The following is a 24,484-nucleotide window of genomic DNA, read 5'->3' as shown; positions in this document are numbered from 1 at the left end:
AAAAATTAAGCGTTACCTTTTGCTTTTTTGATTACTTCTTCAGAAATGTTTGAAGGAGTTTGCTCGTAGTGAGAGAATTCCATTGTAGAAGTTGCTCTACCTGAAGACAATGTTCTTAAGGTTGTTACATAACCAAACATTTCAGATAATGGCACGTTAGCTTTGATGGTTTTAGCACCAGCTCTGTCTCCCATGTCATTTACTTGACCTCTACGACGGTTAATATCACCAACGATATCTCCCATGTTTTCTTCCGGAGTAATTACTTCCATTTTCATGATTGGCTCAAGGATTACAGCTCCGGCAGCTTTCGCTACTTCTTTGTATCCCATTTTAGCAGCCAACTCGAAAGAAAGTGCATCAGAATCTACCGGGTGGAAAGATCCATCCAATAAAGTTACTTTTAAGCTATCCACTTGGTATCCAGCTAATGGACCAGTTTTCATTGCTTCTCTGAAACCTTTCTCTACAGAAGGAATATATTCTTTAGGAACGTTTCCACCTTTTACCTCGTTAACGAACTGTAATCCAACCGGCACTTTTCCGTCAACTTCATCAGCAGGCTCAAGTCTAAATACGATATCACCGAATTTACCACGACCTCCAGATTGTTTTTTATAGGTTTCTCTGTGTTGAGCAGATTTTGTGAAAGCTTCTTTGTACTCTACTTGAGGCTCACCTTGGTTCACTTCAACTTTGAATTCACGTTTCATACGATCTACAAGGATGTCTAAGTGTAACTCACCCATACCTGAAATAATCGTTTGACCTGAAGCCTCGTCTGTTCTTACTGTAAACGTTGGATCTTCTTCAGCTAATTTTGCCAAAGCCATACCCATTTTATCAACGTCTGCTTTAGTTTTTGGCTCGATAGCGATACCAATTACCGGTGCAGGGAATTTCATTGACTCAAGAATGATTGGGTGTTTTTCGTCACACATGGTATCTCCAGTCTTGATATCCTTAAATCCAACCGCTGCTCCAATATCACCTGCCTCGATGTACTCGATTGGGTTTTGCTTGTTAGCGTGCATTTGGTAGATACGAGAAATTCTTTCTTTGTTTCCTGAACGAGTGTTCAAGATGTATGAACCAGCATCTAAACGACCTGAATAAGCACGGAAGAAAGCCAAACGACCAACATAAGGGTCAGTAGCGATTTTAAATGCCAAAGCTGCGAACGGCTCTTTTACATCAGGACGACGTAAAATTTTCTTTTGATCTTCTTCTAATAAATCAGCATCATCAGGGTGAATACCTTGGATACCTTCTTTATCTAAAGGAGATGGTAAATATTTACATACAGCATCCAACATAAATTGAACACCTTTGTTTTTGAATGAAGAACCGGCAATCATCGGAATGATAGCCATATCCATTGTAGCAGCTCTTAAAGCGTTGTTGATTTCCTCTTCCGTGATAGATTCTGGATCTTCCATGTATTTATCAAGTAAGTTTTCATCATAATCCGCTACTGCTTCAATAAGGATGTCTCTGTATTCTTTAACTTCAGCAACCATATCAGCAGGAATGTCAATAACGTCAAAAGTTGCCCCTTGAGTTGCATCATGCCAAACGATAGCTTGGTTTTTTACTAAATCAACCACCCCTTTGAAATCATTCTCTTCACCGATTGGTAAAGTGATTGCTACTGCATTTGATTTCAACATATCTCTAACTTGTTGACAAACTGCCAAGAAGTTAGAACCTTGACGGTCCATTTTGTTTACGAATCCCATACGTGGAACTCTGTATTGATCAGCTAATCTCCAGTTAGTTTCTGATTGTGGCTCAACACCATCAACAGCACTAAATAAGAAAACCAACCCATCCAATACACGCAATGAACGGTTTACCTCTACGGTAAAGTCAACGTGTCCCGGAGTATCAATAATGTTAAAGTGGTAAGCTTGTGATTCTGGTAATGGTTTACCTTGTTCAGTTGGAAAACTCCACTCACAAGTTGTAGCAGCAGAAGTAATGGTAATACCTCTTTCCTGCTCCTGTGCCATCCAGTCCATTGTTGCAGCACCATCGTGCACCTCACCAATTTTGTGTGATTTTCCGGTATAGAATAATATACGCTCCGTTGTTGTTGTTTTACCAGCATCAATGTGAGCAGCAATTCCGATGTTTCTTGTAAATTTTAAATCTCTAGCCATTTCTTAAATATTAAAATCTAAAGTGAGAGAATGCTTTGTTTGCTTCTGCCATTTTGTGAGTATCCATTCTCTTTTTAACAGCAGCACCTTCTTCTTTAGCCGCAGCTAAGATTTCTGAGGCTAATTTACCAGCCATTGACTTTTCGTTTCTTCTTCTTGCATAAAGTATCATCCACTTCATAGCCATAGAAATTTTTCTGTCCGGTCTGATTTGCATTGGAATCTGGAATGTAGCTCCACCTACTCTGCGACTACGTACTTCTACGTGAGGCATAACGTTTGTTAAAGCATCTTTCCAAACTTCTAATGATGATTTTTCATCATTGTTCTTTTTCGTTTCTACGATATCAATTGCATCATAGAATACTTTAAAAGCTGTTGATTTCTTACCATCCCACATTAAGTTGTTTACAAAACGTGTTACCAATTGATCGTTAAACCTTGGATCTGGTAAAAGTGGTCTTTTCTTTGCCGCTCTTTTTCTCATGTCTTTTCTTTAAAAGTTTTAAAATTACTTTTTAGCTTCTTTTGGGCGTTTAGCACCGTACTTAGATCTTCTTTGTGTTCTTCCTGCTACACCTGATGTATCAAGCGCACCACGCACAATGTGGTATCTAACTCCTGGTAAATCTTTTACCCTTCCGCCTCGCACTAATACTATCGAGTGCTCTTGTAGATTGTGTCCTTCTCCAGGGATGTATGCATTTACCTCGTTTCCGTTAGTCAAACGTACACGCGCTACTTTACGCATCGCTGAATTTGGTTTTTTCGGAGTAGTAGTGTAAACACGCGTACAAACACCTCTTCTTTGAGGACAAGAATCTAAAGCAACCGATTTACTCTTCTTAGTGATTTGAGTTCTTCCTGTTCTTACTAATTGTTGAATTGTTGGCATAATTAAATACTAAAATTTCTTTATGTTATTAAAAATCCCCTTTTTTAGGGGTTGCAAATGTAGTAATTATTTTCAATGAAACAAATCGTAATTAATTAATTTTCAAACAAATTGTTTTTAGATTGGATTATCTACAATAAAAAAGGATTTTTTGCGTTATTTTTATCCAAACTTTTTAGTCGTTGAAAAAGATTTTCACCTTTTTTTTTCTAATTATCGTCAGCTGGAATACTTCAGCGCAAAATTTCTATCTGAAAATCATCGGTCAAAACGAGTCGGAAACCAGAACAATCGACAGTATTGGTTATACCCAAAAACATGCAAACTATAAATCGGCTTCAGAGGAGAACAATGCCTTTTACGAAAGACTCACCAAAAAGGGCTATTTAAACAGTCATGTCACCGAAAACTTCAAGCTAAGCGACAGTGTTTTTTGCTTCAAATACAGCCTTGGAAAAAAAATAAATTATGCGCGCATATATATAGGTATAAAATATCAGGAAAATGTACCCGCAAATTACACCGTCAAAAACGATACTTTGCACCTTCCGTTCGAGGAAGCAGATATTTTTCTCAACAGCATTTTAAAGAAATTGGAGAGCAATGGTTTTTCGATGGCGAGAGTTAAGCTCAACAACATTCAAAATAAAGACAATGCCATCGTCGCCGATTTATCAATAAGCAAGGAAATCAAAAGACAACTCAACGACATTGTCATTAATGGTTATGACAAATTTCCGCAGGGTCACAAAAAGAATATGCTTCGCTTGTATCGCAATAAAGTTTTCAACCAAAAGAATCTGGACAAAATCTACAACGACTTCGAAAAATTTCGATTTGTCAAACAAACCAAATATCCCGAAATTCTATTCACCAAAGATTCGACCAAGGTTTATGTGTATCTGGAAAAAGCAAAACCTAATTCTTTTGACGGTTATATCGGTTTTACCAATGACGAAGAAAGCAAACTGGTTTTGAGCGGCTATGTGGATTTAACATTAATCAACATTCTGAACTCGGGTGAAAAATTTTCATTGTACTGGAAAAGCGATGGACAAGATCAAAAAACGTTCAATCTCGGATTGGAATTGCCTTATATGTTCAAAAGCCCGATTGGCCTTAAAACCGAACTCAATATTTTCAAACAGGACAGTACTTTTCAAAATACCCGAACCAACATAGAACTCGGTTACTACTTCAACTATAACACTCGATTGTATTTGGGATATCAATCCACAGAATCGAGCGATATTCAAAATGCAAACACCACCAACCTGAGTGATTTTGACAACTCCTACATCACCACCGCGTTGGAATTTGTTGATTTCAAAAACGACGACTTTCTTTTCCCGGAGAAAACTTTTTTCACACTCAAACTGGGAACCGGAAAAAGAAGCTCAAAACTCATTTCAGACAATCAATTTTTTGGGAGTTTGTTCCTCAAACACAATTTATATCTCAACCCAAAAAACATCATCAACCTCAAGTCGCAAAATTTCTATTTGCAAAGCCAAAAGTACATTGTAAACGAGCTCTCACGTTTTGGCGGGATAAACTCCATTCGCGGCTTTAATGAAAACAGTCTCCAGGGCAACACTTTTACTTCACTGCTTACTGAATACCGGTATGTCCTTGCCCCGACAATTTACCTGCACTCCATCCTTGACTATGGCTATTTACAGGATGAAACAACCGATAGCCGTGTAAATCTTCTCGGTCTCGGATTTGGTTTTGGACTGTTATCAAAAAATGGATTATTCAACATTGTTTATGCCAACGGAAGCACAAATAATCAGGCCATAAAATTGTCGAATTCAATAGTCCACATCAGCTTTAAAGCTAGTTTTTAGATGTTTAAAACTTTAACAATAAAAATTAATTATTAATTAGGTTTTTTAAGATTTTTTTAAGAATTTTGAAATTACTAATTATAACCAAATTAAATAATGAAAACAAAGTTAAATGGATTCTTGACGCTTTTCATAGCGTTGTTAGTGCAAATATCTTTTGCACAAGACAGGGTTGTTTCTGGGGTTGTTTCTGACAACAACGGATTACCGATTCCCGGAGTGAATGTTCTTGTTAAAGGAACGAATCTGGGGACACAAACTGACATAGACGGTAAGTATTCGATTAAAGCGGATGCAAGCCAGACACTTGTCTTCAATTTTGTTGGAATGAAGTCGCAGGAAATCGTTGCTGCTTCCACAACAATTAATGTGAAAATGAAAGACGACGCCGTTGAGCTTGAAGGCGTAGTTGTAACCGCTCTGGGTGTTAAAAGAGAGAAAAAATCTCTTGGTTATGCCACTCAGGAAGTCAAAGGAGCCGATCTAAAATCCGGTACTGCCGGAGGTAACTTCTTAAATGATCTCTCTGGTAAAGTAGCGGGGGTTCAAATCAGAAGAAACAACAATTTTGGTGGTTCTACTAACGTGGTTTCCCGTGGGGTAAAAAGTTTGACCGGTAACAATCAAATGCTTGTTGTAATTGACGGGGTTCCGGTGAACAACTCAAACACCAACTCGAGAGCACAAGTAACCGGAAGAGGTACTACTTACGATTATGGTAATACTGCAACCGACATTAACCCTGAAGATATTGAATCTGTAAACGTATTGAAAGGCGCTGCGGCGAGTGCGTTATACGGATACCAAGCTGGTAACGGTGTTTTGTTAATCACTACTAAAAAAGGCAAAGGCGGTAAAAAAGGATTGGGAGTAACTTTCTCAACCGAAGCCATTGTTGGAAGTATCGACAAAAGCACATTTATCAAATATCAAAACAAATATGGAGCAGGTTATGGTTTGTATTATGGTCCAAACGAAGATGCTTACTTCAATGAGGACGATATAGACGGAGATGGAACTGCAGATTTATTGGTTCCTTTCTATGAAGATGCTTCTTTTGGAGCACCGTTTAATGGACAGATGGTTTACCAATGGGATGCATTCACCCCATACTCTCCTAACTTTGGACAAAAAACAGAATGGAGAGCTGCTAAAAATGGCCCAATTGAATTTTTTGAAACTCCACTTTCCCTTAACAATTCTATTTCGTTAGAGGATGGAAATGAGAAAACTAATTTTGTTTTCAATTACAGTAATTTAAAGCAAACTGGGTTAATGCCTAACAGTGAACTTGTAAAAAATAATTTCAGTCTTAAAATGAACCACAGTTTTAATGACAAGTTTTCAATCTCTGTTTTTGGAAATTACAACACTCAGAAAGCATTGGGTAGAAACTCCACCGGATACAATGACAACATCATGTCAAACTTCCGTCAATGGTGGCAAACTAACGTTGACATCAAATCTTTGGCACAAGTGTACAACAACTCTGGAGGACAAAACGTTACCTGGAACATCAAAAGCCCAACTGATTTGTCTCCGGCCTATTGGGATAACCCATATTTCCAACGTTATAAAAATTACCAAAATGACAGTAGAGACCGATTCTTAGGCTATGCCAAATTTGACTACAAAGTCAACAAATGGTTAAGTGCCACTACCAGAATTTCTACAGATACTTATTCTGAAATTCAGGAAGAAAGAAGAGCCATTGGTTCAATTGCTGCTGAATTCGGTGTTCCAGATGCTGATTTAGTTCGATTTGATCAAGGTTCAGGTTACCAAAGATATAATAAAACCTATCGTGAAAACAACTATGATTTGTTCTTCAATATCAAACATGATTTAGGTCCGGTTAATTTCACTGCATTATTAGGAGGTTCTATCAACAGAATCAACAACAACAGTATTTTTGCTTCTACCAACGGAGGATTAATTGTTCCTGGTGTTTATAGTTTGTTGAACTCAGTTAACCCAATTTCAGATCCTTTGGAATTGCGTTCAAAAAGCGGAATCAATAGTTATTATGGTTCGGTTTCTTTCGGATATCAAGATTTTATATACTTAGACGCAACGGTAAGACGCGATGCTTATTCTTCTTTACCTAAAGGAGACAATGTGGTAACTTATCCTTCTGTTTCAGGTAGTTTGGTGTTCTCTAATCTAATCAAGCAAAATTGGTTGAATTTTGGAAAATTAAGAGCTAACTGGGCACAAGTAGGAAACGGTGCTCCAGATCAGGCATTGTTTGACACTTATTCTAAATTCCCAGCTTTTGACGGTAACGGGTTATTCTCTGTAAATTCAATTAAAAACAACCCAGACTTAAAACCAACCGTAACTTCAAGTTATGAACTTGGTTTGGAAATGTCAATGATGGATAGAAGATTTGGATTTGACATTAGCTACTACCGCTCTTTGAGTGAGGATCAAATCTTTAGAGTTCCTTATTCTGAGGCAACAGGTATTACATCAAGATATTTAAATGCCGGTTCAATCGAAAACAAAGGGATTGAATTACAATTGAATGGTACACCGGTAAAAATGGCTAATTTCCAATGGGATATCAATGTAAACTGGTCTAAAAACAAAAACGAAGTTGTTTCTTTAGCCGAAGGTATTGATAATTTACAATTGGGAAGTTTCCAAGGTGGTGTTACTATCAATGCAGAAGTAGGCCAGCCTTACGGTGTTATCAAAGGAAGTGACTTTACTTACTTGAACGGACAACGCGTAGTTGGTGCCAATGGTAGATATGTTTTAAACAATAACTCTAACAACAACATCGGAGACATCAATCCTGACTGGGTTGGAGGTGTTAGAAACAAATTGACTTATAAAGATTTTGCTTTCAGTTTCTTGATCGATGTGCAAAAAGGTGGTGACATCTTCTCATTAGACAGATCTTATGGTTTGGCTACAGGTTTACCTGATGAAACTGCAGGAAATAATGACCTAGGAAACCCAATCAGAGATGCTATTGCTGATGGTGGAGGTATCATTCTTCCTGGAGTTCAGGCAGACGGAACACCAAATACCGTTAGAGCTCCTGGTCCGGAATTTTTCGGAAACTCATTCGGATACAGAAGACAACCAAACAGAGCTTTCGTTTATGACGCTTCTTATGTGAAATTAAGAGAAGTTTCTCTTTCTTATACCTTGCCTAAAAAATGGATTGACAAAATGTACATCCAAGACATGAAATTTAGCATTGTAGCTACGAATTTGTGGATCATTCACAAAAACTTACCAGATGCTGACCCGGAAAGTGGTTTAGGTTCAGGTAATTTATCTTCTGGATACTCTGTAGGTTCTTTACCTACTACTAGAAATATTGGATGTAATCTAACATTTAAATTTTAATTTATGAAAAAGATATTTTTATTAATGTTTGTCTTAACCGGGCTCTTTTCTTGTTCAGATGACATAACAGACTTAAACCAGGACACGGTTAATCCAACCGAAGTTCCTGCTGAGTTTTTGTTTACAAATGCTCAGAAAAACATGGTGGACCAAATGGTTAGTACCAGTGTAAACCAAAATGTATTCAGGCTTTTTGTTCAACAATGGACTGAAACAACTTATACTGACGAAAGCAATTATGATCTTACTACCAGAACTATTCCTGACAACCACTGGCAGGCTATTTACAGAAATGTATTAAGAGACTTAAAAGAGGCCAGAATAGTATTGGCAGAAGAGGTATATACCGGTTCTGCATCTGATATCGCAACTAGAGAAGCTGAAAGAGTAAACAAAGGACACGTTATCGATATTATGAGTGCTTATGCATATTATGTTTTGGTGGATACTTTTGGCGATATTCCTTATACTGAAGCGTTAGATGTAGAGAATCATCCGCTACCGGCTTATGATGATGCTGAGACTATCTACAGAAACTTGATTACCAAGTTAAACACTGCTTCTGATGGATTAGATACGGCTTATGGAAGTTTTGGTGGTCAGGACTTAATCTACGATGGTGATGTAGGACTTTGGAAAAAATTCGCTAATTCACTTCGCCTTAAAATGGCAATCAACCTAGATGATATCGATCACACTTATGCTTCAGCAGAGGCTTTAGCTGCAGTTACTGATGGTCTAATCTCTGGCAACAGCGAAAATGCTTCTATGACTTATTTGTCTGCTCAGCCAAACACTAACCCAATCTATGTTGATGTAGTAGCGAGCGGAAGAGATGATTTTGTTCCAACGAGCACAATCATTAACCAAATGAATACTCTAAATGACCCAAGAAGATCGGCATACTTTACTTTAGTTGGAGGTATCTATGAAGGTGGTGAGCCAGGTGCAAGTAATAACTTTGCCAACTTCTCTCACATCGGTCCAATGATATTGCAACCAACATTTGAAGGTACAATCTTTGACTATGCTGAAGTTGAATTCCTTTTAGCAGAAGCTGTTGAAAGAGGAATTGCTGTCGGTGGTACAGCTGATGCTCACTACACTGCTGCTATAGCTGCTTCTATGGACTTTTGGGGTGCTTCTGCATTGGATACTGCTACTTATTTAGCACAACCAAGTGTAGCTTACGCAACTGCAACAGGAACATGGAGACAAAAAATTGGTGAGCAGGCTTATATTGCACTTTACAACAGAGGTTTTGAAGCCTGGACTTCTTACAGAAGATTAGACTTCCCAACCCTAGTTGCGCCTCCAGATGCTGAAATCGGTACGGTACCAACAAGATACACCTACCCGGCCAGAGAAGAAACATTGAATTCTGTCAATAACGAAGCAGCTTCTACTGCGATTGGCGGAAATGCAATGGACACAAAATTATTCTGGGATATATTCTAATTCCAAATAAATAACACATACTCAAAACCACCAGTTTTCACTGGTGGTTTTTTTATATCTTTGCGCCATGGAAAAAGAAAACCAAATCTTCGGAATCAGAGCGATAATAGAAGCGATAAGTGCCGGTAAAGAAATAGATAAAGTATTTATTCAAAGCGATGCGCAAAGTGATTTGATGCAGGAATTAATGAAAGTGATGAAAAAATACAGCGTTAATTTCTCCTATGTTCCCGTTGAAAAACTAAACCGGTTAACGCCAAATAACCACCAGGGTGCTGTAGCCAGCATTGCGCCTATCTCATTCGTGAAATTGGAGACATTGGTCGACAGCGTAATAGAAAGTGGCAAAACGCCACTATTTCTAATCCTTGACCAATTGAGCGATGCCCGAAATTTTGGCGCCATCATCAGAACCGCCGAATGTACCGGTGTTGATGGAATCATTGTTCAAAAAACAGGCTCTGCTCCTGTCAATGGCGATACCGTAAAAACTTCTGCCGGAGCGGTGTTCAATGTGCCAATTTGTAAAGTTGACCATATCAAAGATGCTATATTTTATTTACAGGGAAGCGGCATCAAAACTGTGGCCGCTACCGAAAAAACAGAAGACAGCATTTACAACATATCACTTAACGAACCCGTGGCTATCATAATGGGAAGCGAAGATCGAGGAATCAATCCTTCCGTGCTGAAAATTGTAGATGAGAAAGCCAAACTACCAATGTTCGGAACCATTGGTTCTTTGAACGTTTCTGTAGCCTGTGGTGCTTTTTTATACGAAACCGTAAGGCAGAGAAGTTAATTTATTCATCTGCAGGCTTGTCTTTATTCTCTTTGAAAGTGTAAAAATAACTGAGTATTGAAGTGTTGTCCTCTGTTGATTCTTCTTCAGGTTTTGGCGTATTGACAAAGTTGCCGTTTTCATCAAAGTGTTTCATGAAATTATCCTCTTCCGGATTGAAATCGGGTTTCTCCCATTCAAACTGAATTGCCTTTTTGTAATCGGGTGTCTGAAACCATTTGGCAAACAAAAAACCCGTAATCAAACCGGCCAAATGCCCTTCCCAGGAGATTTGATTGTCTACCTGCGGGAAAACATACCAAATCATTCCGCCATAAAACATCACGACTGCTAACGATAATGCCATCAATCTAAAATACTGCGACATCATTCCCTTAAAAAAGATAAAAGACACCAAAACATAAATCAAACTGCTCGCACCGACGTGAAAGGAATTACGTCCGATAACCCAAGTGATTAAACCGGATAATATAATCCCGTAAAACATGACCTTTAAAGAAATTGGCCTGTAGAAATAAATAAGCGCTGTAGTGAGCACAAACAATGGAATAGAGTTATTGGCAATATGATTCAAATCACCATGCAAAAACGGACTGAAAATAACGCCTTGCAAACCCGAAACCGTTCTGGGCAAAATCCCGTGAGAAGTCAAATCGATATTGAAAATATTTTCAAATAAGAAAATGGCCCATATAAAAACCAACAGCAAAGATGGCACCAGCCAAACTGATGGTGAAAATTTAAAATGATGATAATCGTTCATGTTATGGCTTAAAATTACTCAGGTTATTTCAAAGATAAAGCCAAATTTTATTTAATGCTATTTTGGCAGAAATCTTTACTTTTACAACATGGAAGCACCACTTGCCGAACGCATCAGACCACAACGTTTAGAGGATTATATCAGCCAATTGCATCTCGTTGGCGACAATGGTTCATTGACCCAACAGATTGCCCGTGGCGTCATTCCATCCATGATTTTTTGGGGTTCACCGGGAACCGGAAAAACAACTTTGGCACAGATTATCGCCAAACAAAGCAATCGCCCGTTTTATGAGTTGAGCGCTATCAACAGTGGTGTAAAAGACATCCGTGACGTGATTGAAAAGGCGAAAACCAGTGGCGGATTATTCACTGCCAAAAACCCGATTTTGTTTATCGATGAGATCCATCGCTTTAGCAAATCGCAACAGGATTCCTTATTGGCAGCTGTCGAAAAAGGTTGGGTAACGCTAATCGGTGCAACCACTGAAAATCCGAGTTTTGAAGTCATTCCCGCTTTGTTGTCACGTTGTCAGGTGTATATCCTGAATCCGTTTTCCAAAGAAGATTTATTGGCTTTGCTCGACCGTGCCATGAAGGAAGACAAAATCATTTCGTCCAAAAAAATAAAACTAAAGGAAACCGAAGCGCTGCTGCGACTTTCCGGTGGCGATGGGCGAAAGCTATTGAATATTTTTGAACTCGTCGTAAACGCCAGCCCTGAAGGCCAAATTACGATTACCAATGACAAAGTGTTGGAACTCGTTCAGCAAAACACCGTGCTTTATGACAAAACCGGAGAACAACATTATGATATCGTTTCGGCTTTTATCAAATCCATTCGCGGAAGCGATCCAAATGGTGCTGTCTATTGGTTGGCCCGAATGATTGAAGGTGGCGAAGATGTGAAATTTATCGCCCGACGTATGCTGATTTTGTCGAGCGAAGATATCGGCAATGCCAATCCGACGGCTTTTATCATGGCCAATAATACGTTTCAGGCAGTTTCTACGATTGGTTATCCCGAGAGCCGGATTATATTGAGTCAGTGTGCCATTTATTTGGCGACATCACCCAAAAGCAATGCCAGTTATATGGCCATTGGTGAAGCCCAGGCATTGGTGAAACAAACCGGTGATTTATCGGTACCCATTCATTTGCGCAATGCGCCGACCAAATTAATGAAGGAATTGGGTTATGGTGAAGAATACCAATATTCGCATAATTATGCCAATAATTTTTCGGAACAGGAATACTTACCGGATGAAATCAGGAATACCGATTTATACAAACCGGGAAACAATGCCCGTGAAAATGAGATGCGTACTTTCCTGAAGAATCGTTGGAAAGACAAGTATGGCTATTAGAATTTCAGATTAATCGGTTCCGAAACCAACTTTCCATTGTCGTAATATTCAAAAACCCATTGGCCTTCCTTAATCAAAACCGTTCCATTAATCCCTTTTTTATCGGCGATAAAAACATTTTTTTGGGAAGTATTGTACAAACGCATAATGACTTTTGGTTCATTGTCAACCACCTGATATCCATTGGCTGTTGGTTGGGCAAAGAAGAAAACTTCAGGTGTTTCAGAAGTTTCAGGCGCTTGATTTGGCACATTTTCTTCTAATTTTATTGATTCCGGTTGAGCCGGAGCAATCGCTTCAACCACGACCTCATTTTGTTCACTATACTTGTATTTTAATTTTTCGAAGGATTTAAAGGCTTCCCTGATGGCTTCGTTATATGCCGGAGCCAAATCTTTTAATCTGCTGGTGCCATAGGCCGTTTCAAAAACAATCTTTTCCTTGCAATCTTTTAGGACAACCTTAATTTTGGTCATCAAAACATCATTTTTCTTTTCTACAGTAGCATATAAGACCTTGCATTTGTTGTTTGCTGCTTCGTTAGGCATGTCATCTGTACTCAAATAAGATTTAAAACCATATTTCTGCAATAGCATTTTGGTCGTAGTATTCAATCGGTACTTATCATTTTCTTTGAGAAAGCCAAATTTTATCGGGACAATCACATATTGGTAATCATTGATACTTTGCGAAAAAGAAGTAAATGACAACAACAAAATAAAGAACAGCAATACTTTTTTCATTTTACAATATATTTTTTAGTTCTACCAAACGATTTATAGTCGTTACATTGGGCAAATCATAACTGTTTTTCTCATCAAACAAAATGGCTTTCATCCCAAAATCAATCGCGCCGTTGACATCGGCATCGATACAGTCGCCAATCATAATGGCATTCTCCTTGTTGGTTTTAGCCAAAGATAAGGCAAATTCAAATATATTGCGGTGCGGTTTTTTGACTCCGGCCATTTCTGAATTGGTCACTGTTTTGAAATAATTCCCCAAACCCGAATTGTTGATTTTTTTGTACTGCACTTCGGCAAAACCATTGGTAATGATATGCAGATTGTATTTGGGTGACAAATACTCCAAGACTTCAATCGCTCCATCAAACAACTGATTGTTATCGGGTAAAAATTCGATATAATCATGTGATATTTTGTCAATGGCTTCATCGGAAATCTCATAATCCATAGCATCAAACGACTGACGCAAACGCTGGTACCGCAATTCCTGATGGGTCATTTTATCGACCTGATACAACTTCCAGCACGCTTGATTTATAGGTGCGTAAATTTCAATAAACTGTTCCGTATTGATTGTCGGATGGTGCGCTTTAAAGATTTTATCAAAAGCCAAAACAGAGTTTCGGTCAAAATCCCAAAGCGTATGATCAAGGTCAAAAAAGATGTCGGTGATGTTTTTCATTTTAAAAAATGCCTTCGTCCTGAAAGCTCAAATAGCCATTCTCGGTGATAATAATATGGTCGAGCACTTTGATGTCCAATTGCTCTCCGGCAAATTTAAGTTTTTTAGTAATATCCTTGTCAGCATCGCTGGCCAATAATTTACCCGAAGGATGATTATGGCTTAAAATAATGGAAGTCGCATTGTGTTCCAAAGCCATTTTGAATATCAGGCGAACATCCACCACGGTTCCGGTGATGCCGCCTTTGGACAATTGTGCCTTGTAAAGCACCTTATTGGAATTGTTCAGATACAAAACCCAAAACTCTTCGTGCAGCAATTCACCGATTATCGGCTGCATGATTTCAAAAACCGCTTTGCTCGAAGTGATTTTTTGCAGTTCAACGCTTTCTTCAGCCCTACGTCTTCTGCCCAATTCTAAAGCGGCTGCTATGGAAACCGCTTTGGCCTCGCCTACTCCTTTGAATTCCATCAATTGCTTTAGCGACAATTTTCCCAAAGCATTCAGGTTATTATTTACACTGGATAAAATCCTTTTGCTCAAAGACACCGCACTTTCATTACGGCTTCCGGAACCAATGAGAATAGCGACCAATTCGGCATCGCTCAATACCGCTTTGCCTTTCAGCATAAGCTTTTCGCGTGGCTTATCGTCTTCTGCCCAATTCTTTATGGAAAAATTTTGTTCCAAAATAAATACTAAAATGAAAGATTTATCGTTAGTTATTTAAACCCTAAAAATATGAAAGTTTTTTATTTTTCGCTAATTTTACTTACATTTTTTACTTGTAGCCAAAAAAGTAATGAGGAAATAATTGAGCCAACAACCAATACTTTCCAGGACAAACTTTCAGCTGCTGCGATTTCGATTGTTGACCCAAGTGTTAGATATACGTCCAGTTATGTTTCCATCAAATATCCAAATGGTGATGTACCGACCAAAACCGGTGTTTGCACAGATGTAGTGATTCGTGCCTACAGAAAACTAGGCATTGATTTGCAGAAAAAAGTCCATGAAGATTTAAAAGCCAATTTTTCCAAATATCCGAACCTTAAAAAGTGGGGATTGAAAAAACCCGATACCAATATTGACCACAGAAGAGTACCCAATCTGGAAGTTTTCTTTACCCGAAAAGGACAGAAATTAACCGTTAGTGATAAAGCAAAGGACTATAAAACCGGCGAAATTGTGACTTGGATGATTAACGGAAAACTGCCGCACATTGGCATAATCACCAATAAAAAATCACCGGACGGTAATCCGATGATTGTACATAATGTGGGCGGTGGACAGGTTTTAGAAGATTGCCTGTTCAGCTATGAGATTGTTGGGCATTTTAAGTATGAGAAGTAATTTGAATATTAGTCAATTTGAAGATTTGAAAATGAAATAAATATCTTCAAATCCTCAAATTTACAAATTAAGAAATTAAATTCTTCACCTCATCAAAGTTCAATCCGCCATAATTACCTGAACTCATTAAAAGCAAAGCGGAATTATTCAAATCATAAGAGAATAAAAAGTCCTTAAACTCCGCTGGATTGGTATAAATAATCAAATCATCGCGTTTAAACGATTGCGCAATTTGGTCATAGGTTACTTCCTCAAGCTGTTTGATCTTAACCGCGTCAGGTGAATAGAAAACCACAGCCACATCGGCAGCATCCAATGCGCCTTCGTATTCTTTTAGGAATTCTGCATTCAGACTGCTGTAAGTATGCAATTCCAAGCACGCCACTAATTTTCTGTCCGGGTATTGTGACTTAACGGCTTTGGTGGTTGCCGATACCTTACTTGGTGAATGTGCAAAATCCTTATAGGCGACTTTGCCTTTGCCTTCGGCTATTTTTTCCAAACGCTTGGACGCACCTTTAAAACTCGCAATGGCTTCGTAGAAATCGGCTTCATCAACACCCATATTTTGGCAAATCCATTTGGCTCCGGCCAAATTATTCAAATTGTGTGCGCCAAAAACCTCAATAGGCATAGGACCTTCGGGTGTATCAAGCAATGTTGTTCCGTCTTTTACCGAATAACTAGGCGTTTTGTATGGTAATCTTCTAATCGTGTTGGTAGATTCTTCAGCTACTTTTTTAACGGTTTCGTCTTCTTCATTATAAACAAGAATACCGCCTTTGGTAATTTGGTTGACAAAAATTTCAAACTGCTCTACATAGTTTTCAAACGTTGGAAACACATTGATATGATCCCAGGCAATCCCGGAAAGCAACGCTATATTGGGTTGGTACAAATGAAATTTCGGTCTGCGGTCAATGGGTGAAGACAAATATTCATCGCCTTCCAAAACGATAAAATCGTTCTCATGCGTTAAATGCACCATGGTTTCAAAACCTTCCAATTGGGCACCAACCATATAATCCACTTCGATATTGTGGAAATGCATTACGTGCAAAATCATCGAAGTAATAGTCGTTTTCCCATGAGAACCGCCAATGACTACGCGGGTTTTATTTTTGGATTGTTCGTATAAAAATTCGGGATAGGAATAAATTTTGAGTCCGAGTTCTTGTGCTTTCAACAATTCAGGATTATCGGCTTTAGCATGCATTCCGAGGATAATCGCTTCAATGTCGGCAGTAATTTTTTCGGGAAACCAACCCATTTCTGAAGGCAATAAACCTTTCTTTTCTAATCTTGATTTTGAAGGCTCAAAAATAGCATCATCGCTTCCGGTTACCTGATACCCTTTATTGTGTAAAGCCAAAGCTAAATTGTGCATGGCTGCACCACCAATGGCTATAAAATGTGTTCGCATGTTTTATGACTTGTTTTTTTCTTGATAGGTTTCTAAGACTAATTTGGCTTTTTCGGGCTGATTCATTTTGTATTTGTACAAATTAGCCAATTTTTGATAGGTGATTTTAGAACCGCCGACCTCGATGGCTAATTTATAATTCTTTTCCGCTTCTTTGTATCGTTCAAAATATTCTGCAATTCTTCCTTTGGACAAATAACCGTCAACAGGTGATATTTTTAATAGTTGTCCCGAATACTCCTGGGCTTTTTTTTCGCTTCCGCCTACAATTCCCGGCAATTGAATATACAATTCGATCAGTGCCCAACGCGCTTCTACATGATTGGGTTTGAGTTGGATTGCCTTTTCAAAGGAAACTTTGATTTCATCAATCATTCCTAAGGCTTTGAGTTTGCCAGATTCTTTTGCCTTCATTCCGAGACAGCCACCATATTTATAATAATAATTGGCTTCGGTTGGTTTCAGTTTTTGTAATCTAAGAAAGTAAGCCATGGCTTTAGTCCAAGATTTATTAGCACCTTCAATCTCCCCTAAATATTCCAATCCTTTGACATGATTCGGGTTTTCTTTTATGAAATCCATCAAAATCGGTTTCGCCAAAACATAATTCTTCTGCAAAAACAATTTCTCCGCCTTTTCAAAATCAGTTTGCGAAAAAATCATTAATGGAAATAAAACGATGATTTGAAAAATCAATTTCATAGTGTTTTCCTGTCGTTTGGATGAGAAACAAATATATGTATTTTATCGTATCTATCCGAATAGTTTCAAAAGTCAATTTTGAGATAAATACACTCATTTAAATCATCTTTTATTTACAACAACATTGATTTATCAATAAAAAAAACATCTGTAAACGGTAAAAAACTATCGTTGAAATACATTGTTAAGAAATTGTAAACCACTGTTATTAAAGCACTTATATTTCAAACATTTCTAAAATCGACTAAAAAAATGGCAAAAAACATACAAAAAACTGCACTTAATCGATTTTTGAGGTAGAACATCTAAAAAGTACACCATCTACAGGCACCCACTATAAATTTGTAGAAGTATTAACAGAGTTTAAAATTCATCGCCCTATGAAAAAAAACTACTTACTATCAGAGAAAAAACAGAAACCAGAATTATTTTTTTCAAAAAAATACATCTTAGTTCTAGTTGTGCTTATCCTACTAATAAGCAAATCTTCGTCAGCACAAACTGCTGGTCCAAACAATCCTACTACAGGTAATTTTATTGCAGGTGCCAACCTTGATTGGACGAATCCCGGAAACATTACAAATACAGCTGATGCCAATTATGCTACTGCTGTTTTTGGTGCGGCCGGAAATACAGATAACCTCCAAGGAACCAATTATGGTTTTGCCATCCCTAGTGGTGCCATCATAAACGGGATTGTGGTTACCATTAACAGAAGAACGAGTGCTGTAAACGCCGGCAGAATTACCAGAGACAATTTGGTAAGCCTTGTAAAAGGCGGGACGGTTACCGGTAACAACAAAGCTACCGCTACTGCTTATACTACAACTTTTGCAACGGCTACTTATGGTTCATCAACGGATACCTGGGGAACAACCTGGACACCAACAGATATTAATGCTACTAATTTTGGAGCAGTTCTTTCTGTAAATGCCAACAATAGTTTAACGGCTACCGTTGATTATATCAGAATTACGGTTCATTACACCACTTTAGGATTTTCTCCTTCAAGTGCTTGTATCGGATCTGGTGCTTCTATTGTAATCACAGGAAACTATATCGCCGGAACCACAGCTGTTAGCTTTAACGGAACTGCAGCTGCTTTTGTTCAAAACAGCAACACACAAGTTACCGCGACTTTACCTGCCGGAGCAACAACAGGAACTATTTCCTTAACAACGCCTCAGGGAACCGGAACTACAACGACTAACTTTACGGTTAATCCTTTACCGGTATTGGCTGCCATCACCGGAACGACTTCTGTTTGTGTTGGTTCAACTACAACATTATCAAATTCAACTGCTGGTGGAACCTGGTCAAGCGCTTCGCCTTTAGTGGCCACTGTAAATCCTGCTTCAGGAATTGTAAGCGGAGTTGCTGCGGGAACTTCACTAATCACTTATACCTATACCAACGGAAATGGATGTACCAATAGCGTAAACACAACAGTAACTGTTGATGCATTGCCTGTTGTTTCCGCACCAGCCAGTGTTTGTTTGGGTGACACCGCTCAATTAACGCCAAATTCAGGCGGAACCTGGATAAGCAACGACTTATCTAAAGCAACAGTTGACAATTCAGGATTGGTAACTGCTATTGCTACCGGAAATGTAACTTTTACTTTTACCAACAGTACAACAACTTGCAGCAATACTACTTCAGCACTTTCTGTTTTGGCTTTGCCTGCCATCACGTCTCATCCGGCTGCTTCACAAACCATTTGTTCAGCAAGTTCAGTGAGTTTGAGTGTTGGTGCTTCAGGTGCCGGTTTGACTTACCAATGGTATAATGGTGCAAATCCATTATCAAATGGTGGTTCTATCTCTGGTGCAACAAGTGCTACTTTGACTATAAACCCAATTGCCTTGAGTGATGCCAGTACAGATTACCACTGTGTGGTGAGCGGAACTTGTACTCCAAGTGTTGCTTCAAATAATGCTGAAATCATTGTAATTGAAAAAGTGACTATCACTTTACAACCCACAGCTTCTCAAACTTTTTGTACCGGAGAAACTGCTGTGTTTTCAGTAGCTGCCACCGGATCAGGTTTAACATACCAATGGTATAATGGCGCTTCGGCTTTGGTTGACAGTGCAACCATTTCGGGTGCAACTACAGACACTTTAACTTTAAGCTCATTAACTTCAGGAGATGCTTCTGCTAATTACCACTGTTTGGTAACCGGAACTAATCCTTGTAGTGCTGTGAATTCAGCAAACGCTACTTTAATCGTAAATCAAAGTGCTTCAATTACCAGTCAACCACAAGCGTCTCAAAATATTTGTGAAAATGGTTCTGTGAGCATTTCGGTTTCGGCTATCGGTGGAAGTTTGGTTTACCAATGGTATAAAGGTGCTACCTTACTTAGCAATGGTGGAAATATTTCTGGCGCCAATACCGCAACTTTGACTATCAATCCTATTGCTTTGAGTGATGCGGCAAGTGATTATAACTGTATTGTAAGCAATGGCTGTTCAAGCGGCGATACTTCAAATAATGCAGAAATTATTGTTAGTCCAAAAGCTTATATCCCTGCACAAACTATTACGGTGTGTGATGACAACGCTTTTTCTTTAACTCCTGTTAATGGTGTGCCAAATGCCGAAACTGTCGTTCCTGCCAACACCACTTATTCCTGGTCAGCTCCAATTGTAACCGGTGGAATTACCGGTGGAACTGCTCAAAGTGGGCAAACATCTATCAGCGGAACATTAAACAATCCAACCAATACAAATCAAACTGCTACTTATACTGTAACGCCTACAACAGGAACTTCTCCTGCTTGTAGTGGTGCTGCCTTTACGGTTACGGTTACAGTTAAGCCAAGTGCTACCATTCAAAACATCACCACTTCGGTATGTACAGATGGCACTATAAACATTACACCCGCCAATGGTGGTGGAAACATTATTCCAAACGGAACTACCTATTCCTGGTCGGCTCCGGTTGTAACCGGTGGAGTTACCGGCGGAACTGCTGAAAGCGGGCAAACTTCTATCAGTCAAACTTTAAGCAATCCTACCAATGTGCCACAAACAGTTACCTATACCATAACTCCGGATTCAGCAACTTGTTCTGGTGGTAATTTTACTTTGACGGTAACGGTTAATCCAAGACCTGTGAGTTCTATAAGCCCGGTTTCACAAACAGCTTGTTCGGATGTATTGTTTTCACCAATAGTTGTTTCAAACACTAACAGTCAAGCAGTAACCTACAATTGGACAAGAGATAACACCACTAATGTTTTTGGAACAGCCAGTGGAACTTCCGGAGCAATTGCTATTGGAAACCCTTTCTCTTTATCTCAGATTTTGACCAATAACACAACCACGGCACAAACTGTGATTTATACATTTACACCGGTATCAAGTAATGGCTGTTCAGGTAGCCCAATAACTTCAACTGTTGTATTAAATGTGCCTTCAGATGGAGGAACAGCTTCCATTTCTCAACCTAATGTGACACCAGTGGTAAGAACAACTACAGTATGTCATTTTGGTTCAGGAACCATTTATTTGAGCGGTCATACCGGAACTGTAGTAAGATGGGAATCTACTACCAATGGTGGTACAACTTGGACACCAATAGCCAATACAACTACATCACACACTTACAGCAATATTACTCAAACTACCTTTTTCAGAGCTGTAGTTCAAAATGGAGCCTCTTGTAATTTGGCTTATTCTTATATTGCCTTAATTGATGTTATTCCAAATATCAAACCTTCGCCGGTAACGGCAACACCACAAACTATTTGTGTTGGTGGTTCTTCAGTTTTATATTCTGAAAGCGGATTTTCAACCAGTTCTTATTTGGCCAATGGCGGAACATTTAGTAATGCCAATCCAGACAACTGGTTGGTTGATGGTTGTGGAAACTGTCTGAATGCAGGAGGAAGTAACACTACTGAAGGTCCATTCAGATTAAGTGCTACGAATGGTGGTACTTATTCCGGCATCAATTATGCTTCAATAGGAAAATTTGCCATAGCGAATGGAAATTTCAATTCGATTATGCAAACGCCTATTTTCAATACTTTTGGTTTGACATCTGCAAGCTTGAGCTTTAACCATGCTTTCAATTTACAAGCAGGAGCTTCTGTATCTATTCAATTGTCATTAGATGGCGGAACGACATATAGCGTTGTTCTGGCTTCCTATACTGGTCCTGCTACCAGAAGTCCATACAATGCATTCCCGAATCAAACTATTGATTTAAGCGCCTATATTGGACAACCTAATTTAAGAATCCGATTTGTATACAATGGAACGGTTAATAGTTCATGGGCTATTGATAACATCATGATTCCGGAAACACCTTCCAACTTAACCACACAATGGGTTGATTCCATTACAGGTCAAGTAATCAGTAATACGGCTTCAGTAACGGTAACTCCGCCTGTAACTACAACTTATGCGGTAACTTCCTATTTGAATGGCTGTACAAGCTATGGTCCTGAAGGAACAACTTATATTACAGTTACTGTTAATCCAAGACCAACTGCGAATATCGGTCCGAATCAAACCATTTGTTTAGGAAGTCCGGCTACTTTTAGCGTGGCATTAACCGGTACAGCGCCTTGGAGCATTACATATAGCAATGGTTCTACAACAACAACTGTAAATAACATCACGACTAATCCGTATGTGTTTAATGTTAACGGAATTACTACCAACAGAACATTTACCATCACTGCTTTGAGTGATTCAAGATGTACATCAAATCCATCAGATTTATCAGGTTCGGCCGTGGTAACTGTTTTAAACGGAACACCTGGATTATGGACCGGAGCTGTGAGTACTGATTGGTTTGATTGTAAAAACTGGGCTGGCGGAATGCCTTCAGCTACCATTGATGCCCAAATTCCGGCCGGAGCCGTTAGAATGCCTTTAATTGACCCGGCAACTTCAAGTTTTGCTGCTTTTTATAGTAACATTGCCAGAGCACGTGATATCATTATTGCGAATGGGGCAACCTTGACTATGGCAGCTTCGGGTAATTCAGATTTGTATGTGAGCAGAGATTGGAGAAACAGCGGAAACTTTACCCCTGGAACCGGAACTGTAACTTTTAACGGTTCGACTGTGAATCAGATTCAAACCATTAATGCAGGCATCAAAACCAGTGAGAACTTCTATAATTTCACTTTAAACACTTCAAACAGTGCCAGAGGAATAAGCGTAGTTACTAATTTTGAATTGACTGTTGCCAATAATTTACATCTTCAAAGTGGTGATTTACGTTTGGTTGGCGAAGCACAAATCGTACAAAGCGGAACTGGTGCTAATCCATCAACCGGAACCGGAAGAATCTTAAAAGACCAACAAGGAACACAAAGCAGCTATCATTATAATTACTGGTCATCGCCGGTTTCAACCAATGGAATTAATTATACTATTGGTGGTGTATTGAGAGATGGTGCCGATTCCTCTGCAAATCCTTTTACCCCAAGTGCTTTGAACTTCAACAGCGATGTTAATTTTGCAGATGGAGCATTGACTTTCCCTGCAAACTTGAGCAGTGGCTGGATGTTTAAATTTACTAGTGTAAGTGTTGATTATGCCGGATGGCAATACATTGGAGATACAGGAACTGTGAATATTGGTGAAGGTTTCACTATGAAAGGAACAACAGGCACAGGGTCTGCTACGGCTCAACAAAACTATGTTTTTGTGGGTAAACCAAACAACGGAACTATTGGATTAAACATAAGTCCAAATCAGTCTTATCTGGTTGGAAATCCATATCCATCTGCTTTAGACGCGGATGAATTTATCAAAGACAACATCAAAGACGGTGCAGGAAGAGCTGCGACAAACATCTTCAATGGAGCATTGTATTTCTGGGATCACTTTGGAGGACAAACACATATCCTTAACCAATATGTGGGCGGTTATGCGACTTACAGTTTGATGGGTGGTGTAGTAGCCTTGTCAAACGATCCATTAACAGCCAATAACGGAAGTGCGGGAACAAAAACCCCTAAAAGATACATTCCTGTAGCACAAGGTTTCTTTATCGGAACCGGGCCAACGACTGATTTAACCGGCAATAATCCCGGCTTAAGCACACCGGTTACCGGAGGAACAGTGACTTTTAAAAATACCCAACGTGTTTTCAAAGCAGAATCTGCTACAGACTCACAATTTTTCAGAACTCAAAACGGTTCGCAAAATGAGGACACTGTAAATGATGACAGACAAAAAATCAGATTGGTATTTGAATCACCAAATCAATCCTACAGACAGATATTAGTTGGTGTTGATGAAAATGCCACAAATTCGTTCGATATTGGTTATGATGCGCCGATGATTGATCTTAATGCCGATGATTTATATTGGAATATCAGTGATGCTAAATTTGCTATTCAAGCGGTTTCAAATTTCAACTCAGATCAAATTATCCCAATTGGAATTACAACCTCTGTTGAAGGATTAACTACAGTAAAAATTGCGGCTTTAGAAAACATTTCAGAATCAACAGATATTTACATTCACGACAATGAAAGCGGTGTTGACCACAATATCAGAAATAGTGATTTTAGTATTTCATTACCAATTGGCGAGTACAACAATAGATTTTCATTGCGATTTGCCGGACAGGCTTTAGGTGTAAACACACCCAATGAAAATGACCCGATTGTTTATTTCACAAATATTGACAACAGTTTGAATATCAAAAATACCAACTTGAATTTGAACTTAAAATCGGTAACCTTGTTTAATCTTTTAGGCCAACAAATTTCAACTTACAGTCTTGAAAACACAAACCAACAGGATATAAAAATCCCTGTTCTGAATATCGCCAGCGGTACTTATATTGTGAAAATAGCTACTGATACAAATCAAAGTTTCAGTCAAAAAATTATAAAAAATTAAGTAACATCATATAAAAAACCATGAATGTCTATAAAAGCGC

16 protein-coding genes are annotated in these 24,484 nt (G+C 38.7%); 7 read left to right on the top strand and 9 right to left on the bottom strand.

Annotated features, from left to right (window positions below; translation table 11 throughout):
* Window positions 1-5 precede the first annotated feature (5 nt).
* The 3 genes from fusA to rpsL are packed head-to-tail and all read right to left on the bottom strand — an operon-like array spanning window position 6 to window position 3,057.
* The gene (fusA, locus tag P1K33_RS04635) at window positions 6-2,162 is read right to left on the bottom strand and encodes an elongation factor G (RefSeq protein ID WP_284651726.1); all 2,157 of its coding nucleotides are present in this window, start codon (window positions 2,160-2,162) and stop codon (window positions 6-8) included.
* Window positions 2,163-2,172: 10 nt separating this feature from the next.
* Window positions 2,173-2,649 carry a 30S ribosomal protein S7 gene (gene rpsG, locus P1K33_RS04630; RefSeq protein ID WP_284651725.1) on the bottom strand — a complete coding sequence of 159 codons (477 nt, stop codon included), beginning with the start codon at window positions 2,647-2,649 and terminating at the stop codon, window positions 2,173-2,175.
* A 24-nt stretch (window positions 2,650-2,673) separates the two neighbouring features.
* Complete coding sequence (gene rpsL, locus P1K33_RS04625) at window positions 2,674-3,057, bottom strand: 30S ribosomal protein S12 (protein WP_007136570.1); 384 nt, start codon at window positions 3,055-3,057, stop codon at window positions 2,674-2,676.
* Between the two features lie 182 nt (window positions 3,058-3,239).
* Between rpsL and P1K33_RS04620 the strand changes: the two genes are divergently transcribed.
* From P1K33_RS04620 to rlmB, 4 genes are all read left to right on the top strand, one after another.
* Window positions 3,240-4,907: a BamA/TamA family outer membrane protein gene (locus P1K33_RS04620; protein WP_284651723.1), complete on the top strand. Its 1,668-nt coding sequence runs from the start codon at window positions 3,240-3,242 to the stop codon at window positions 4,905-4,907.
* A 96-nt stretch (window positions 4,908-5,003) separates the two neighbouring features.
* Complete coding sequence (locus tag P1K33_RS04615; protein ID WP_284651722.1) at window positions 5,004-8,270, top strand: SusC/RagA family TonB-linked outer membrane protein; 3,267 nt, start codon at window positions 5,004-5,006, stop codon at window positions 8,268-8,270.
* Window positions 8,271-8,273: 3 nt separating this feature from the next.
* Window positions 8,274-9,728, top strand: coding sequence for a SusD/RagB family nutrient-binding outer membrane lipoprotein (locus P1K33_RS04610; protein WP_284651720.1), 1,455 nt, complete (start codon window positions 8,274-8,276; stop codon window positions 9,726-9,728).
* A gap of 67 nt (window positions 9,729-9,795) precedes the next feature.
* On the top strand, window positions 9,796-10,530 hold the full coding sequence (rlmB, locus tag P1K33_RS04605) for a 23S rRNA (guanosine(2251)-2'-O)-methyltransferase RlmB (protein ID WP_284651719.1): 735 nt from the start codon (window positions 9,796-9,798) through the stop codon (window positions 10,528-10,530).
* Between the two features lies 1 nt (window position 10,531).
* On the opposite strand, the gene P1K33_RS04600 is transcribed toward rlmB, so the two are convergent.
* Complete coding sequence (locus tag P1K33_RS04600) at window positions 10,532-11,293, bottom strand: rhomboid family intramembrane serine protease (protein ID WP_284651718.1); 762 nt, start codon at window positions 11,291-11,293, stop codon at window positions 10,532-10,534.
* Between the two features lie 88 nt (window positions 11,294-11,381).
* Between P1K33_RS04600 and P1K33_RS04595 the strand changes: the two genes are divergently transcribed.
* Window positions 11,382-12,659 carry a replication-associated recombination protein A gene (locus tag P1K33_RS04595; protein ID WP_284651717.1) on the top strand — a complete coding sequence of 426 codons (1,278 nt, stop codon included), beginning with the start codon at window positions 11,382-11,384 and terminating at the stop codon, window positions 12,657-12,659.
* Here P1K33_RS04595 and P1K33_RS04590 read toward each other — a convergent pair.
* From P1K33_RS04590 to radC, 3 genes are read right to left on the bottom strand one after another with little or no spacing between them, the layout of a single operon-like run.
* On the bottom strand, window positions 12,656-13,402 hold the full coding sequence (locus P1K33_RS04590) for a hypothetical protein (RefSeq protein WP_284651716.1): 747 nt from the start codon (window positions 13,400-13,402) through the stop codon (window positions 12,656-12,658). The genes P1K33_RS04595 and P1K33_RS04590 overlap by 4 nt on opposite strands.
* Window position 13,403: 1 nt before the next feature.
* A complete protein-coding gene (locus tag P1K33_RS04585) occupies window positions 13,404-14,087 on the bottom strand; it encodes a YjjG family noncanonical pyrimidine nucleotidase (RefSeq protein ID WP_284651715.1) in 684 nt (227 codons plus the stop codon).
* 1 nt (window position 14,088) lies between these two features.
* The gene (gene radC, locus P1K33_RS04580) at window positions 14,089-14,778 is read right to left on the bottom strand and encodes a RadC family protein (RefSeq protein WP_284651714.1); all 690 of its coding nucleotides are present in this window, start codon (window positions 14,776-14,778) and stop codon (window positions 14,089-14,091) included.
* A gap of 51 nt (window positions 14,779-14,829) precedes the next feature.
* Between radC and P1K33_RS04575 the strand changes: the two genes are divergently transcribed.
* Window positions 14,830-15,441, top strand: a complete 612-nt coding sequence (locus P1K33_RS04575; RefSeq protein WP_284651713.1) for a DUF1287 domain-containing protein — start codon at window positions 14,830-14,832, stop codon at window positions 15,439-15,441.
* A gap of 67 nt (window positions 15,442-15,508) precedes the next feature.
* Here P1K33_RS04575 and P1K33_RS04570 read toward each other — a convergent pair whose 3' ends face one another.
* Window positions 15,509-16,864 carry a UDP-N-acetylmuramate--L-alanine ligase gene (locus tag P1K33_RS04570; protein WP_284651712.1) on the bottom strand — a complete coding sequence of 452 codons (1,356 nt, stop codon included), beginning with the start codon at window positions 16,862-16,864 and terminating at the stop codon, window positions 15,509-15,511.
* A 3-nt stretch (window positions 16,865-16,867) separates the two neighbouring features.
* Window positions 16,868-17,566, bottom strand: coding sequence for a tetratricopeptide repeat protein (locus P1K33_RS04565; RefSeq protein ID WP_284651711.1), 699 nt, complete (start codon window positions 17,564-17,566; stop codon window positions 16,868-16,870).
* A gap of 380 nt (window positions 17,567-17,946) precedes the next feature.
* Here P1K33_RS04565 and P1K33_RS04560 point away from each other — a divergent pair, with 380 nt between their 5' ends.
* A complete protein-coding gene (locus tag P1K33_RS04560; protein WP_284651709.1) occupies window positions 17,947-24,444 on the top strand; it encodes a RemA C-terminal-like gliding motility protein in 6,498 nt (2,165 codons plus the stop codon).
* Window positions 24,445-24,484: the final 40 nt, after the last annotated feature.

This window comes from Flavobacterium terrisoli (assembly GCF_030167905.1).
GTDB lineage: Bacteria > Bacteroidota > Bacteroidia > Flavobacteriales > Flavobacteriaceae > Flavobacterium > Flavobacterium terrisoli.
This window is presented reverse-complemented; position numbering and strand designations above follow the sequence as displayed.